The following is a 15324-nucleotide window of genomic DNA, read 5'->3' as shown; positions in this document are numbered from 1 at the left end:
CCCTTCCGAAATTTTTCAGTCGTCTATTATAAAGTAAAAATTGGATTTTTTCACAGCTTAGCCTATGAGGCGCAGGCCGTAAAAAGCCGGACGGCTGGATTGCCGCCGTCCGGCTTGTGTGCTATAAGCGGAGAGCCGCTTATTTGTCTTCTTCGGGGGCGTTCTCGAAGGTCATGTCTAGCTTGCCCTCGTTGTCTATGACGTGTATCGTGCCTCCGTCGCGCACCTCGCCGCCGATTATGGCGCGCGCGATGCGGGTTTCGAGCGCCTTCTGCACGTAGCGCTTCAGCGGACGCGCACCGTAGACCGGATCGTAGCCGTTCTTAGCGCAGAGGTCGAGCGCTGCGTCGGAGACGTCGAGCTTGATGCCCTGGTCGTTGAGGCGCTGCTCAAGCTGGCGCAGGATGAGGCGCACTATCTTGCGCAGGTTCTCAAGCGTCAGCGGCTTGAAGCAGATTATCTCGTCTATGCGGTTCAGGAACTCGGGGCGGAATTTCGACCGCATGATGGACATAACTTCGTCTATCGCGCTCTGCGGCAGCTCGCCCTTGTCGTTCATGCCCTCTATCAGTATCTGCGCGCCGATGTTGCTCGTCATGATTATGACGCAGTTCTTGAAGCTCACCGTGCGCCCGTGGCTGTCCGTTACGCGCCCGTCGTCGAGTATCTGGAGCATGATGTTGAAGACGTCTGGGTGCGCCTTTTCAATCTCGTCGAAGAGCACGACCGAGTACGGATGACGGCGAACCGCTTCCGTAAGCTGGCCGCCTTCTTCATATCCGACGTATCCCGGAGGCGCTCCGACGAGGCGCGAGACTGTGTGCTTCTCCATGTACTCGGACATATCTATCCTGACGATGTTGTCCTCCGAGTCGAAGAGCGCTTCGGCGAGCGCGCGAGCCAGCTCCGTCTTGCCTACGCCGGTCGGGCCGAGGAAGATGAAGGAGCCTATCGGACGCTTCGGGTCCTTGATTCCGGAGCGCGCGCGGAGCACGGCGTCGGCGACCAAGCTGACCGCCTCGTCCTGCCCGACCACGCGCTCGTGCAGAATGCTGTCAAGGTGGAGAAGTTTCTCGCGTTCGCCTTCGACGAGGCGCGCGACCGGAATTCCTGTCCACTTCGACACGATTTCGGCTATCTCCTCCTCCGTTACCTCCTCGCGCAGCAGCTTCGGCTTTCCGCCTTCGGCATCCTGGAGCTTCTGCTCCTCGGCCTTGAGCTCGGCTTCGAGCTTGTTCAGCGTGCCGTAGCGGAGCTGCGCGGCGAGGTTCAGGTCGTAGCTGCGTTCCGCATCCTCTATCTGATGGCGGACCTTCTCTATTTCCTCGCGCACATTGCGGATTTTCGAGATGTCCTGCTTTTCAGCCTCGTACTGCGCGCGCAGAGTGTTCGCGTTCTCCTTTGCGTCGGCGAGCTCCTTCTGGAGATGTTCGAGACGTTCCATGCTCGCCTTGTCCTTTTCGAGCTTCAGCGCCGCTTCTTCAATTTCAAGCTGCATGACGCGCCTGTTCGCCGTGTCGAGCTCGGCCGGAAGCGAGTCGATATCCGTGCGTATCATCGCGCAGGCTTCGTCGATAAGGTCGATTGCCTTGTCGGGCAGGAATCTGTCCGTGATGTAGCGGTTCGAGAGCACCGCCGCCGCGACGAGCGCGCTGTCTTTGATGCGCACGCCGTGGTGGACCTGGAAGCGTTCCTTGAGGCCGCGCAGAATCGAGACGGTGTCCTCGACACTCGGCGGCTCTACGAGCACCGGCTGGAAACGTCTTTCAAGCGCCGCGTCCTTCTCTATGTACTGGCGGTACTCTTCGAGCGTCGTCGCACCGATGCAGTGCAGCTCGCCGCGCGCAAGCAGCGGCTTCAGCATGTTGCCCGCGTCGAGCGCGCCGTCGGTCTTTCCGGCCCCGACTATCGTGTGCAGCTCGTCTATGAAGAGGATGATGCGTCCGTCGCTCTTCTTGACTTCGTCGAGCACGGCTTTGAGCCGTTCCTCAAACTCGCCGCGGAACTTCGCGCCGGCGATGAGCGAACCCATGTCGAGCGCGAAGATGATGCGGTCCTTGAGGTTCTCCGGCACGTCGCCGCGCATTATGCGCATCGCGAGCCCTTCGGCTATAGCCGTCTTGCCGACGCCCGGCTCGCCTATGAGCACGGGGTTGTTCTTCGTCTTGCGGCTCAATATGCGTATCGTGCGGCGAATCTCCTCGTCGCGTCCGATGACCGGGTCGAGCTTGTTCTCGCGCGCGGCCTTCACGAGGTCGCGCCCGTATTTTTCAAGCGCGTCGTAGGTGTCCTCGGGGTTGTCGCTCGTCACGCGCTGGTTGCCGCGCACTTCGGAAAGCGTCTTGAGGAAATTGTCCGGCGTAATTCCGAAGGTCTCGAATATCTTGCCGAGCGGGCTGCCCTTCGTCTCGTACAGTATCGCGAGGAAGATGTGCTCGACCGATATGTACTCGTCCTTGAGGCCGTTAGCCTCGTCCTCGGCGCGCACCAGAATCTTCGAAAGGCGCTGCGAGATGTAGATTTTGCCGCTTTCCTGACCCGCGCCGGAAACCTTCGGCTTACGGTTCAGCTCGTTCTCTATTGCTCCCGCTATGTTGCACACGGGGACGTTCATTTTTTCGAGAAGCCGCGGAATGAGCCCGTTCTCCTGCTTTATAAGAGCGAGAGCTACGTTTTCGGCGTCTACCTCCTGATGTCCGTAGCGGACGGCGAGGTTCTGCGCGTCGTAAAAAGCTTCCTGCGACTTCTGCGTAAGTTTATTCATATCCATATGGATCCCTCCCTGCAAGTCGTATTTAACCAATACTGACTTAATGCTGGTATTATAATACATCAACGAATATCAAACAATACTTTTCGCTGAAATTACAAATAAAAATTTTTGCTTTCCGGCAAAATTCATAGGTCTACGGAATCATTTTTCGAAGAGGGGATGACTTTACACATGGGCGTTGATTTATTCAGCCGTTTGTTATAGAATCAAACATTTGATGAAAAACGATGAAAAAAACTGGAAATTCAGTGATTCTCCTTGACAAGCGCATAATAAAAGTATAATGTTAGGCAGTCGGTGCAAGCCGATGAGACAATATTTCCTGTTGGGAGGCAACACCTTGAAAAGCAACGGCACAGTAAAATGGTTCAACGCGACGAAGGGCTACGGATTTATCACCACCGATGAGGGCAACGACGTATTCGTACACTTCAGCGCAATCCAGGGCGAGGGCTTCAAGACCCTCGACGAAGGCCAGAAGGTAAGCTTTGAAATCACGCAGGGAAGCAAAGGCCCCCAGGCTTCCAACGTGGAAAAGCTGTAAGCTTCATCAACTAGTATTTCTTTCGTATTTATATATAGATATAAAGAAATCGAATCGAAAGGGAGAGCGTTCGCCGTTCTCCCTTATTTTTATACCCGCACCGCCGAAATATAAGATGTCTGCCCGCAATATTGTTTCGTTGTGCTATAATCAACATCTGACTAATATTAACTTTTGCCGCCGTTAAGGCGGGAACTCAGGAGGAGCTTAATGTCCCTTTCAGAAGATAGAAAACTTTCGGCGAACAGCCTGCGCCGCCCCGCGAATCTGAAGGCCCTCGGCTTCAGGACGACGAAGGGGCTCGACCAGCTCTCCGGCCTCATCGGGCAGGAGCGCGCCGTGCGTTCGGTCAATTTCGGATTATCCGTACAGAGCAAAGGATATAACATCTTCATGGTGGGAGAGCCCGGCTGCGGGCGCACCACCTACGCGATGAACGAGCTTAAGCGCGCCGCCGCCTCGATGCCTGCGCCGGACGACTGGGTCTACGTATATAACTTCGACGACCCGAGCGTGCCGCTTGCGATAAACCTGCCGGCCGGCAAGGGGCGCGAGCTGACGAAGGACGCGGCCGACGCCGTCGAGGAGCTGAAGACGGCGCTCTCGAAGGCCTTCGACAACAACGAGTTCGAGGACAGCAAGGCGCACCTCGTCAAGGCATTCCAGGACGAAGTCAACTCGATAATGGACGAGCTGCGCAAATGGGCCGAGTCGAAAAACTTCGCCATCAAGCGCACGCCGCAGGGCTTCGTCAACTTGCCGCTGATTATGGCTCCGCCTGTCGCGCCGCAGAACGGCGGCGACGCGGAGGGCGAAGAGCCTAAGGCGCAGGAGCCGGTGCTGCGCGAGATGCAGCAGGAGGAATTCGAAAAACTCACCGAAGAGCAGCAGGCGGAGCTGCAGAAAGCCTCTGAGGAAATCTCGCAGAAGACTCTCGAAAAACTGCGCCTCATCCGCGAGAAGGAAAAGGATCTCAAGGACAAGATACACGAGCTTGAAAGCCAGATATGCCGCGTCGCGATCGCGCCGGTCATGTCGGAGCTGCGCGCGAAATACCAGCCCAACGAAAAGCTTGAACGCTGGCTCGACGACTTCACGGAAGACCTTATCGCGAATTTCAACGTATTCCTCGCCGCGGTGCGCGACGATCAGGCCGACGTAGATTTCTCGCGCTACGAGGTAAACGCCTTCGTCTGCAACAATCCGAACGAAGGCGCGCCCGTCATCAGTGAGACGAACCCGATATACTACAACCTCGTCGGCAAGGTCGACTACGAGAACCGTCAGGGAAATCTCTACACGGACTTCCGCCGCATAACGCCAGGCGCAATGCACAGGGCGAACGGCGGCTTCCTGCTGCTCGACGCGGACGAGCTGCTGCGCCAGTTCATGTCGTGGGACGTGCTGAAGCGCGTGCTGCGCTACCGCGAGCTCTCGATAGAAAACCTTGCGGAGCAGCTCGGCTACATCCCGGTCTCGTCGCTGCGTCCAGAGCCGATACCGGTCGACATGAAGGTAGTCATCGTCGGCACGCCGTACCTATATTACCTGCTGAATATATACGACCCGGAATTTTCGAAGGTCTTCAAGATAAAGGCCGAGTTCGACTCGGAGATGGCGCGCACAGACGAGAGCGAGATGCAGATAGCGCGCTTCGTCGCGGGGTTCGTCGAGCGCGAAGGCAAGCTGCATTTCACGGCGGCGGCGGTCGGCGAGGTCATCGAATGGGCCGCGCGCCTCGTCGAGGACAAAAACAAGCTCTCGACGCAGCTCAATAAAATCGCGGAAATTCTCGTCGAATCGACAGCGCTCGCTAAGGCGGAGGGCAAGCGTCAGGTCGGCATCGACCACGTCAGAAAGGCGCTTTCGGAAAAAATATTCCGTTACGACATGTGGGAGGAGAAGGTCCTCGACGAATACAGGAACGGCGTCATCCGCATCGACACGGACGGCTTTGAGGTCGGCCAGATAAACGGCCTGACCGTCTCGCAGCTTATAGACCATTCCTTCGGCTCGCCGGTGCGCATAACGGCGAACGTCTTTATGGGTACCGAGGGCGTCGTCAACATAGAGCGCGAGGTGCGCATGACCGGGCCGATACACAACAAGGGACTCATGACGCTGTCGAGCTACCTCGGGCGCATGTACGCGAAGAAATATCCGCTTTCGATAAGCGCGCGCATAGCCTTCGAGCAGACCTACGGCGGCATCGAGGGCGACAGCGCCTCTTCGACGGAGCTCTACTGCCTGCTCTCTGCGATATCCGAGATACCGCTGAATCAGGGGATCGCCGTCACCGGGTCGGTCGACCAGCGCGGCAACATCCAGCCTATAGGCGGCGTCAACGAAAAAATAGAAGGCTTCTTCGGCTACTGCAAGCACAACGGCCTGACTGGGCGTCAGGGCGTAATGATACCGGTGCAGAACGAACAGCACCTGATGCTGAGCCACGAGGTTACGGAAGCCGTTAAAAAAGGCAAATTCCATATCTGGAGCATATCGACGATAGACGAAGGCATAGAGATACTGACCGGAGTCCCGGCAGGAACGCCAGACAAGAACGGCGATTACCCGAAGGAGAGCGTACACGGGCGCGTGCAGGCCGCTCTCGAGGATTGGCTCGAACGCTCGTACCGCTACAAAAAGGTCATCAGCGACAGGATAGACCCGCCGAAGAAAAAGAGAGCGCCGAAGAAATCCGCCTCGGAAGCTGCGCCGGAGCAGGGCGGAAAAGAGGCCGAGTGATGGCGCTGCACGACGTTAAGGAAATTCTCGACGAGCTTGAAAGGCTCTACGGCAACGAGGCGCGCCCCGCGAGCGACTTCTGCTACGAGGAGCCGCTCGACGACCTCATACTGACGATACTCTCGCAGAACACGAACGACAAGCTGCGCGACAAGGCGTTCGCCAACATGAAGGCGCGCTATTCGTCGTGGGAGGAGGTCGCGCACGCCGACATCGAGGAATTAAAGGACGTTCTGCGCATCGCGGGCATGAGCGGAACGAAGCCGCCGCGCATACAGCAGATACTCGCGGCCGTGAAGGACAAGTTCGGCGTCTACTCTATAAAGGAACTCCGAGGCTGGACGCAGCCAGAGGTGCGCGCCTACCTGACCTCGCTGCCAGGCGTCGGCCCGAAGACCTCGGCCATCGTCGAGTGCTTCGACCTCGACCTTCCGGGCTTCCCGGTCGACACGCACATCACGCGCCTCAGCAAGCGCTTCGGCTGGGCCGCGGAGAAGCTGCCGCCCGATAAAATTCAGGAAATTCTCGAAGCCGAGCTGCCGAATGAACGCTTCCGCGGCGGACATTTGAATTTCCTGGAGCATGGGCGCGGAATATGCAACGCGCGCAAGCCGCGCTGCGGCGAATGCACTATGATACGGTGGTGCCCGTTTGGACGGAAAGAGCTCGAAGGCATCTCTGATTGAGGCGAGGAAGAAGTTCCTCGCCGCCGCGGAGCGTCAGGGCTGGGCCGGCGCGGAGGGCGTCGTATGCGCTCTGTCCGGCGGCGGCGATTCTGTCGCGACGCTCTGGATGCTCAGGGAATTTTTCAACGGGCGCGTCGTAGCCGCGCACCTCGACCACTGCACGCGCGAGGGCGAATCGCACCGCGACGCTGAATTCGCGCGTGAGCTCTGCCGCGGGTGGGGGATAGAGTGCGCCGTCAAGGTGGTCGACGTGCACGAGACGCGCGAGAAGGGCGAGTCGTTCGAGATGGCCGGCCGCCGCGCGCGCTACGAGCATTTCGAAGAGACGGCGCGCCGTTACGGACTGCCGTTCATCGCGGTCGGGCACAACGCCGACGACGTGGTGGAGACGCAGCTTCTGAATCTCGCGCGCGGCACGGGGCTTGCAGGGCTTCGCGGAATACCGGAGCGGCGCGGAAGCATCGTCCGCCCCGTCATAGATTTCACGCGCGCCGAGCTGCGCGCGCTGCTCGCGGAAAACGGCGTCCCGTGGCGCGACGACGCGACGAACGACGAATCCGACTACATGCGCAATAAAATCCGAAATATACTGATACCGTGGATAAAGGACAACCTCAACCCTGGCTTTGAAAACGTCATGCTCGGCCTCGCCCGCCAGGTCGCGCGCGAAACTGAGGAACGCGAAGCGGCGATTCGCCGCGCGCTTGAAAGCGTTTCCTACGCGCAGCCTCCGGCGCTCGCCGCGTGGCGCGTCTCCGCGCTGAAGGATTTTCCCGACAGTATGCTTTACGAGATGCTGCGCGCGCAGGGCGCTCTGCTATCGCTTCCCGTGCTCTCGCGCCGCCGCACCGAGGAACTCGCGGCTCTGATGCGCCGCGGCGGCTTCTGGCGCTTCCAGTGGGCCTTGGACGTCGAGGTCTGCTATTCGGAGCGCGGAGCCGGCTGGCTGCGGCGCGCCGACGTTGAGAAAGCGCGCGCGCGCGGAAAAAGCCGCGGCGAAAATTCTCTCCCGTGGTGGGCGGGATAATTAAAGTGTGGTATCATTCTCTATTGTTGCAGACTAATTTTCCTCCGCAAAGGAGTGCTTGAGAGTGGAATATAGAATAGGCAGAACGCTTATCCCCGAAGAGAAAATAAGAGAAAAAGTTAAAGAGCTCGGAGCCAGGATACGCGAAGACTACGCCGGAAAGCAGGTCGTCTTCGTCTGCGTGCTGAAGGGCGCGGTCGTATTCTTCTCCGACCTTATACGCGAGATCGGGCCGGACGTAGACGTGCAGCTCGACTTCCTCGCCATAGCTTCGTACGGCGCTTCGACGAAAAGCAGCGGCGTCGTAAAGATACAGAAGGACCTCAGCACCGACATCCGCGGCAAGCACGTCGTGATAGTCGAAGACATCCTCGACACGGGGCTCTCGCTGAATTACATAAGCGCGCTGCTCCGCGGGCGCGGCCCCGCGTCGCTTGAAATATGCGTTCTGCTCGACAAGGCGGAGCGCCGCACGCAGCCGGTAGACGTGAGATATTCCGGCTTCGTCATCCCGGACGAATTCGTCATCGGCTACGGCCTCGACTACGCGGGACGCTTCCGCCAGCTCCCCGCGATACACGTCGCCGAGCCCGCCGATTAGTTTTATAAAAAAGGAAGAACAGGAAAGAGAGGACAACATAGATTGAAGAAAATTTCTAAGAACGTGGGGATGTACATTGTGCTGATCGTGCTTGTGGTCAGCCTCGTCAATGTATTCCTCGGCCCTGACAGCAATCAGAAATCCTCGCAGACGAACGTGATGCCGTACAGCGCGATGCTGAACGAGGTCAACAACGGCAACGTCGCGAGGGTGCGCATCGACCATGAACAGCTCACCGGAACGCTGAAGTCCGGCGGCGAGTTCAAGACCTTCATACTCGACGCCTCGACGCTGCCCTCGATCCTCGCCGCCAAGGGTGTGGAGGTCGAGGTCGTGCCGCCGCCGAAGAACTCGTGGCTGACGGCGCTGCTCACGTCGCTGCTTCCGACGCTCCTGCTCATCGGCGTCTGGATTTACTTCATCTACAACATGCAGGGCGGCGGCAGCAAGGTCATGGGCTTCGCGAAGAGCAAGGCGAAGCTTTTCCTCGACAACCGCCCGAAGGTGACCTTCGACGACGTCGCGGGCTGCGACGAATCGAAGGAAGAGCTTGAGGAGGTCGTGCAGTTCCTCAAAGACCCCGCGAAATTCACGAAGCTCGGCGCGAGAGTGCCGCGCGGCGTGCTTCTGCTCGGCGCTCCCGGAACGGGTAAGACGCTCCTCTCTAGAGCCGTCGCGGGCGAGGCCGACGTTCCCTTCTTCAGCATCAGCGGCTCCGACTTCGTCGAGATGTTCGTCGGCGTCGGCGCGGCGCGCGTCCGCGACCTTTTTGAGCAGGCGCGCAAATATCAACCCTGCATAATATTCATAGACGAAATAGACGCGGTGGGACGCCACCGCGGAGCCGGCCTCGGCGGCGGACACGACGAGCGCGAGCAGACGCTGAACCAGCTGCTTGTCGAGATGGACGGCTTTGAAGCGGGCTCGGGCATAATACTCATCGCCGCGACGAACCGCCCCGACATACTAGACCCGGCGCTTCTGCGTCCCGGACGCTTCGACCGCCAGGTCGTCGTCGACCGCCCCGACGTGAACGGACGCCGCGACATTCTGAAGGTCCACCTCCGCGACAAGAAGATAGAGGACGATGTGGACATCGACGTGATTGCGCGCAGGACGCCCGGCTTCGTCGGAGCGGACCTCGCGAACCTCGTCAACGAAGCCGCGCTTCTCTCGGCGCGCCGCGACAAGGAAAAGCTCGGCATGCCGGAGTTCGAAGAGGCCATCGACCGCGTCATGGCCGGCCCCGAGCGCAAGAGCCGCGTCATAAGCGAGAAGGAACGCGAAATAATCGCCTACCACGAGGCGGGCCACGCGCTCGTAGCGGCGAAGATAAAGGGCACCGACCCAGTCCACAAGATTTCGATAATCCCGCGCGGACACATGGCGCTCGGCTACACGCTGCAGCTGCCTGAGGAGGACCGCTTCCTCGTATCGAAGCAGGAGCTTTCCGACAGGATCTGCGTTCTGCTCGGCGGCCGCGTCGCGGAGATGATACGCTACGGCGACGTTACGACCGGCGCGTCGAACGACCTCGAGCGCGCGACGCAGATAGCGCGCCAGATGGTGACGCAGTTCGGCATGAGCGACAAGCTCGGCCTCGTCACGCTCGGACGCAAGCAGCACGAGGTGTTCCTCGGCCACGACATAGTCGACGACAGGAACTACAGCGAAGAGGTCGCGCATACGATAGACCTTGAAATCCGCGCGATAATCGACAGTTGCATGAACAAGGCGCAGGAGATACTGACCGAGAACCGCGAGCGCCTCGAAGAGATAACGCAGCGGCTGCTCAAAGAAGAGGTGCTCGAGGGCGACGAGCTCGACGAGCTTCTCGGTTATCCGAAGAAAGAGCATCACGCCGAGGGCGATAAGGAAAAAAACGCCGCGGCGGAGGACGGAGAAGCGCCAAAGGAAGAGAACGGCGGCGGCTCCTCCTCAGAGTCAGGAGACGAAGTCGTGCGTGAGCTTCCCGACATCGAACAGGTCGACGAAAAGACGCTCAACGCCCCGATGGACGAAAACAAATAAAAAATCGCACGGGCCGCTCCGCGAAGGGCGGCCCGATTTTTATGCGCCGCGCACAACTTGACCGTTTGTGCTAGAATTTAACGGTTTTAGTTAGATAGCGGAGGATGTGCGCGAAAGACAAAATGGAAGATAAATTTAAGCTGACCGCGCCCTTCGGCCTCTCCGGCGACCAGCCGCAGGCCGTCGAAAAGCTTGTGCGCGGCTTTCTCGAAAAGGACGGGACGCATCAGACGCTGCTCGGCGTCACGGGCAGCGGCAAGACCTTCACGATGGCGAACGTCATTGCGCGGCTCAACCGCCCGACGCTCGTCCTCGCCCACAACAAGACCCTCGCCGCGCAGCTCTACAGCGAGTTCAAGGAGTTCTTCCCGGAAAACTCCGTTAATTACTTCGTCTCCTACTACGACTACTACCAGCCCGAGGCCTACATACCGGCCTCCGACGTTTATATCGAGAAGGACGCCTCCGTCAACGAGCGCATAGAGAAGCTGCGCCTCATGACGACGAAGGCGCTGCTCGAGCGGCGCGACGTCGTCGTCGTCGCGAGCGTCTCGTGCATCTACGGACTCGGCAAGCGCAAGAACTACGAGGACGCGATTTTTCGCTTCGCCTGCGGCGAGCGCTGGGAGCGGCGCGACTTCATGATGAAGCTGCTCGCGAACTACTACGAGCGCAACGACATGACGCTCGTCCCCGGAACGTTCAGAAGCCGCGGCGAGACGATGGAGATATTCCCGTCGTACAGCGACACGGCGCTGCGCATATACTTCTTCGACGACGAGATAGAACGCATAGACGAGATAGACCCGGTCAGCGGCAACAGCGTGATGCGCAAGGAGAAGGCCGGCATCTTCCCGTCGAAGCATTACATCACGAGCCCCGACGCGATAAAGAACGCCGCGGGCGCGATAGAAAAAGAGATGGAGGAGTGCTGCGCGCGCTTCACAAGCGAGGGCAAATATCTTGAAGAAGAGCGGCTGCGCATGCGCACGAAGTACGACCTCGAAATGCTGCTCGAGGTCGGCTACTGCTCGGGCATCGAGAACTATTCGCGCTATCTCGACGGACGCGAGGCTGGCGACCCGCCCGGCACGCTGCTCGACTTCTTTCCGAAGGACGCGCTCTTTTTCATAGACGAGTCGCACATGACGCTGCCGCAGGTGCGCGGAATGTACAACGGCGACCGCGCGCGCAAGGAGATACTCGTCGCGCACGGCTTCCGCCTGCCGTCGTGCCTCGACAACAGGCCGCTGAAATGGGACGAATTCGAGCCGGTGCTGAAAAACGCGCTCTTCATCTCCGCGACGCCCGGCGACTATGAGTTCGAGCACTCGGACCACGTCGTCGAACAGCTCATACGTCCGACGGGAATCCCAGACCCGGAGGTTGAAGTGCATAAAGCTACTGGGCAGGTTGACGACCTGCTCGCCGAGATACGCCCGATAATAGACCGCGGCGAGCGCGTGCTCGTCTCCACCTTGACGAAGCGCTCCGCCGAGGACCTCGCGGAGTACATGGCCGACCTCGGCATAAAGGTGCGCTACATCCACTCGGAGCTCGACACCTTCGAGCGCGCGGAGCTGCTGCGCGACCTTCGCCTCGGCGTCTTCGCCGTGCTCGTCGGCGTCAACCTTCTGCGCGAGGGCATAGACCTGCCGGAGGTCTCGCTCGTCGCGATACTCGACGCGGACCGCGAGGGCTACCTGCGCGCGCACCGCTCGCTGATACAGATGATAGGCCGCGCCGCGCGCAACAGCGCAGGCAAGGTCATACTCTACGCCGACGTGATAACGGACAGCATGGCGCTCGCGATGAAGGAGACGAAACGCCGCCGCGAGGCGCAGATAGCCTTCAACGAGGAACATCATATAGAGCCGAAGACGATTATAAAATCCGTCAGGAATCTTCTGCCCGACGAGCTCACCGACGACGGCGAGGAACATTACGCCGGAATGCGCGCCGCGTCTCCGGTCGCGGAGAGCAGGGAAAGCATCGCCGAGATGGAGCGGAAGATGTGGGAGGCTGTGGAGAAGCTCGACTTCGAGACCGCGGCCCAGCTCAGGGACGACATACAGAAACTGAAAGGCGGAAACGCGATTGGAACAGGAAATAAAAATTACAGGAGCAAGACAGCACAATTTAAAAAACGTAAGCGTAAATATCCCAAAAAATAAACTGGTCGTCGTCACGGGGCCCTCCGGCTCCGGCAAATCGTCGCTCGCCTTCGACACGATTTACGCAGAAGGACAGCGCCGCTACGTCGAGTCGCTTTCATCCTACGCGCGGCAATTCCTCGGAATGTCCGACAAGCCGGACGTCGACGACATAACGGGCCTCTCCCCGGCTATCTCGATAGAGCAGAAGGGCACGGGCCACAACCCGCGCTCGACCGTCGGCACCGTCACTGAGATATACGACTATCTGCGTCTGCTCTTCGGCCGCGCGGGAACGCCGCACTGTCCGAAATGCGGACGCGAGGTCCACCGCTACAGCGTCGACGAGATAATAGACCTCATTTTCAAAGAATATGACGGGAAGCCGCTCGAGATATACTCGCCCGTCGTCAAGGCTAAGAAGGGCGAATACAAGAACCTGCTGCTGAAGCTGCACCAGCAGGGCTACATGCGCGCGCGCATCGACGGCACGCTCTACTGGCTCGAAGAGACGGTCGAGCTCGACAAAAAGCGCCGCCACACGATAGAGTGCCTCATCGACCGCATGAAGGTGCGCGAGGACAACCGTTCGCGCCTCAGCGAAGCCGTCGAGATGGCGCTCAAGCTCTCGGACGGCTTCGTGCTGCTCGTCTCCGAGGGAATGCCCGACAACGAGCTGACGGAGAAGTACGTCTGTCCCGTCTGCGAGATAAGCCTGCCGGACATCGAGCCGCGGCTTTTCTCGTTCAACGCTCCCGCGGGAGCCTGCCCCGACTGCGGCGGCCTCGGCTTTCACATGCACTTCTCGCCGGAGCTCGCCGTGAACCCCGAGCTTCCGCTTGCGGAGGGGGGCTTCATACCGTGGAAGTCGATGAAGCACATGATTCAGAAGGCCGAGAAGCTCGCGGAGAAAAAAGGCTGGGACATCAGCAGGCCCTTCGGCGAGCTGCCTGACGAGGCGAAAGAGGCGCTGCTCTACGGCTCTGACGAAGTTCTGCCGCTCGTATTCACCGACCGCAGCGGCGACTGGGAGTACAACGGCAAGTATATGGGGCTCATCCCGTGGATAGAAAAGCGCTACAACGAGACGGAATCCGAAAATTACAAAGAAGAGCTTGACCGCTACCGCGTCGAGGACGTCTGCGCGGCCTGCAAAGGCGCGCGGCTCAAGCCCGAGGCGCTCGCCGTCACGCTCGGCGGCTACAACATCAGGCAGCTCACGGAGATGCCCGTCGACGAGCTTATAAAGGTGCTCGACGGCCTTGAGCTCGGCGCGCGCGAGCAGAAAATCGTCGGCGTCGCGCTCATCGAGGTGAAAAAGCGCCTCGCCTTCCTCAACGACGTCGGCGCGGGTTATCTGAGCCTCTCGCGCCGCGCGGACACGCTCTCCGGCGGAGAAAGCCAGCGCATACGCCTCGCGTCGCAGATAGGCTCGCAGCTCACGGGCGTCCTCTACGTGCTCGACGAGCCGACGATAGGGCTGCACCCGCGCGACACGAACAGGCTGCTCGACACGCTGCGCGCGATACGCGACATCGGAAACACCGTCCTCGTAGTCGAGCACGACCGCGACACGATGGCGGCCGCGGACCACATACTCGAGCTCGGCCCAGGCGCGGGCGAGCGCGGCGGCGAGATGATAGCGAACGGCAGCGCCGAGGAGATAATGAAGGGAAACTCCAGCACCGCGCTTTACCTGCGCGGCGAGGCCGACGGGACGTACATTCCGCACCCGAATCGGCGCAAACCCTCGTCGTTCGTAAAGGTGCGCGGCGCGCGCGAAAACAACCTCAAGAAGCTCAACATAGACATCCCGCTCAACACCTTCGCCTGCCTCTCCGGCGTGTCCGGCTCGGGCAAAAGCACGCTGCTTTACGAAATTCTCTACAAGGGGCTGCGCGGCAAGTTCGACCGCGACTTCCGCGAACGCCCGGGAAAATTCGACTCGATAACGGGCTACGAGCCGCTGCGCAACATCGTGCTCGTAGACCAGAGCCCGATAGGACGCACGCCGCGCTCGAACCCCGCGACCTACACGGGCGTCTTCACCTACATACGCGAGTTCTTCTCCGAGCTACAGGAGTCGAAGCTGCGCGGCTACCAGCCGGGGCGCTTCAGCTTCAACGTCAAGGGCGGGCGCTGCGAGGCCTGCAACGGCGACGGCGTCATAAAGGTCTCGATGCTCTTCCTGCCCGACGTCTACGTAAAATGCGATGTCTGCAAGGGCAAACGCTACAACCGCGAGACGCTCGAAGTCAAGTACAAAGGCCTTTCGATTGCGGACGTGCTCGAGCTGACCGTTGACGAGGCGGCGGAATTCTTCGGAGCGGTGCCGCGCATAGCGAACAAGCTCAAGACGATACAGGAGGCGGGCCTCGGCTACATCCGCCTCGGGCAGCCCGCGACGACGCTCTCTGGCGGCGAGGCGCAGCGCGTCAAGCTAGCGACCGAGCTAGGCAAAAAATTCCGCGGCAACACGCTCTACCTGCTCGACGAGCCGACGACGGGGCTGCACTACACAGACGTGAAAAAGCTGCTCATCCTGCTGCACAAGCTCGTCGAGCATGGCAACTCCGTGCTCGCGATAGAGCACAACCTTGACGTGCTCGCATCGGCGGACTACATAATGGACCTCGGCCCCGAGGGCGGCAAGGGCGGCGGAAAGCTCATCGCGAAGGGCACGCCCGAAGAGGTCGCGAAAGCGAACGGCCCGACCTCGAAGTATCTCGCGCAGTTCTTGAACGAAATCAAAAGGGGAGCGTAA

9 protein-coding genes are annotated in these 15324 nt (G+C 59.8%); 8 read left to right on the top strand and 1 reads right to left on the bottom strand.

Annotated features, from left to right (window positions below):
• Window positions 1-139: 139 nt before the first annotated feature.
• Window positions 140-2770 carry an ATP-dependent chaperone ClpB gene (clpB, locus tag ABGT66_RS08355; protein WP_346690099.1) on the bottom strand — a complete coding sequence of 877 codons (2631 nt, stop codon included), beginning with the start codon at window positions 2768-2770 and terminating at the stop codon, window positions 140-142.
• A 343-nt stretch (window positions 2771-3113) separates the two neighbouring features.
• On the opposite strand from clpB, the gene ABGT66_RS08350 reads away from it, so the two are divergent.
• The 8 genes from ABGT66_RS08350 to uvrA all read left to right on the top strand — a co-directional run bounded on the left by ABGT66_RS08350 (window position 3114) and on the right by uvrA (window position 15324).
• Window positions 3114-3317: a cold-shock protein gene (locus ABGT66_RS08350; RefSeq protein WP_087363698.1), complete on the top strand. Its 204-nt coding sequence runs from the start codon at window positions 3114-3116 to the stop codon at window positions 3315-3317.
• Between the two features lie 210 nt (window positions 3318-3527).
• Window positions 3528-6062 carry an ATP-binding protein gene (locus tag ABGT66_RS08345; RefSeq protein WP_346690098.1) on the top strand — a complete coding sequence of 845 codons (2535 nt, stop codon included), beginning with the start codon at window positions 3528-3530 and terminating at the stop codon, window positions 6060-6062.
• Window positions 6062-6748 carry an endonuclease III gene (locus ABGT66_RS08340; RefSeq protein ID WP_346690096.1) on the top strand — a complete coding sequence of 229 codons (687 nt, stop codon included), beginning with the start codon at window positions 6062-6064 and terminating at the stop codon, window positions 6746-6748. The genes ABGT66_RS08345 and ABGT66_RS08340 overlap by 1 nt, the downstream gene beginning before the upstream one ends.
• Entirely contained in the window at window positions 6714-7775 is a 1062-nt protein-coding gene (gene tilS, locus ABGT66_RS08335) for a tRNA lysidine(34) synthetase TilS (protein WP_346690094.1), read from the top strand. The genes ABGT66_RS08340 and tilS overlap by 35 nt, the downstream gene beginning before the upstream one ends.
• A 64-nt stretch (window positions 7776-7839) precedes the next feature.
• A complete protein-coding gene (gene hpt / locus ABGT66_RS08330) occupies window positions 7840-8376 on the top strand; it encodes a hypoxanthine phosphoribosyltransferase (RefSeq protein ID WP_346690092.1) in 537 nt (178 codons plus the stop codon).
• A gap of 42 nt (window positions 8377-8418) precedes the next feature.
• On the top strand, window positions 8419-10407 hold the full coding sequence (gene ftsH, locus ABGT66_RS08325) for an ATP-dependent zinc metalloprotease FtsH (protein WP_346690090.1): 1989 nt from the start codon (window positions 8419-8421) through the stop codon (window positions 10405-10407).
• A gap of 122 nt (window positions 10408-10529) precedes the next feature.
• Complete coding sequence (uvrB, locus tag ABGT66_RS08320) at window positions 10530-12581, top strand: excinuclease ABC subunit UvrB (RefSeq protein WP_346690089.1); 2052 nt, start codon at window positions 10530-10532, stop codon at window positions 12579-12581.
• A complete protein-coding gene (gene uvrA, locus ABGT66_RS08315) occupies window positions 12505-15324 on the top strand; it encodes an excinuclease ABC subunit UvrA (RefSeq protein ID WP_346690087.1) in 2820 nt (939 codons plus the stop codon). The genes uvrB and uvrA overlap by 77 nt, the downstream gene beginning before the upstream one ends.

This window comes from uncultured Cloacibacillus sp. (genome assembly GCF_963926575.1).
Classification (GTDB): domain Bacteria; phylum Synergistota; class Synergistia; order Synergistales; family Synergistaceae; genus Caccocola; species Caccocola faecigallinarum.
The sequence above is the reverse complement of the archived record's forward strand: the minus strand, read 5'-3'. Positions and strand labels throughout refer to the sequence as shown.

Excerpts from the sequence above, each read along its gene's own strand:
- clpB (WP_346690099.1), bottom strand. The coding sequence starts at position 2,770 with ATGGATATGAATAAACTTACGCAGAAGTCGCAGGAAGCTTTTTACGAC.
- ABGT66_RS08345 (WP_346690098.1), top strand. The coding sequence starts at position 3,528 with ATGTCCCTTTCAGAAGATAGAAAACTTTCGGCGAACAGCCTGCGCCGC.
- ABGT66_RS08340 (WP_346690096.1), top strand. The coding sequence starts at position 6,062 with ATGGCGCTGCACGACGTTAAGGAAATTCTCGACGAGCTTGAAAGGCTC.
- uvrB (WP_346690089.1), top strand. The coding sequence starts at position 10,530 with ATGGAAGATAAATTTAAGCTGACCGCGCCCTTCGGCCTCTCCGGCGAC.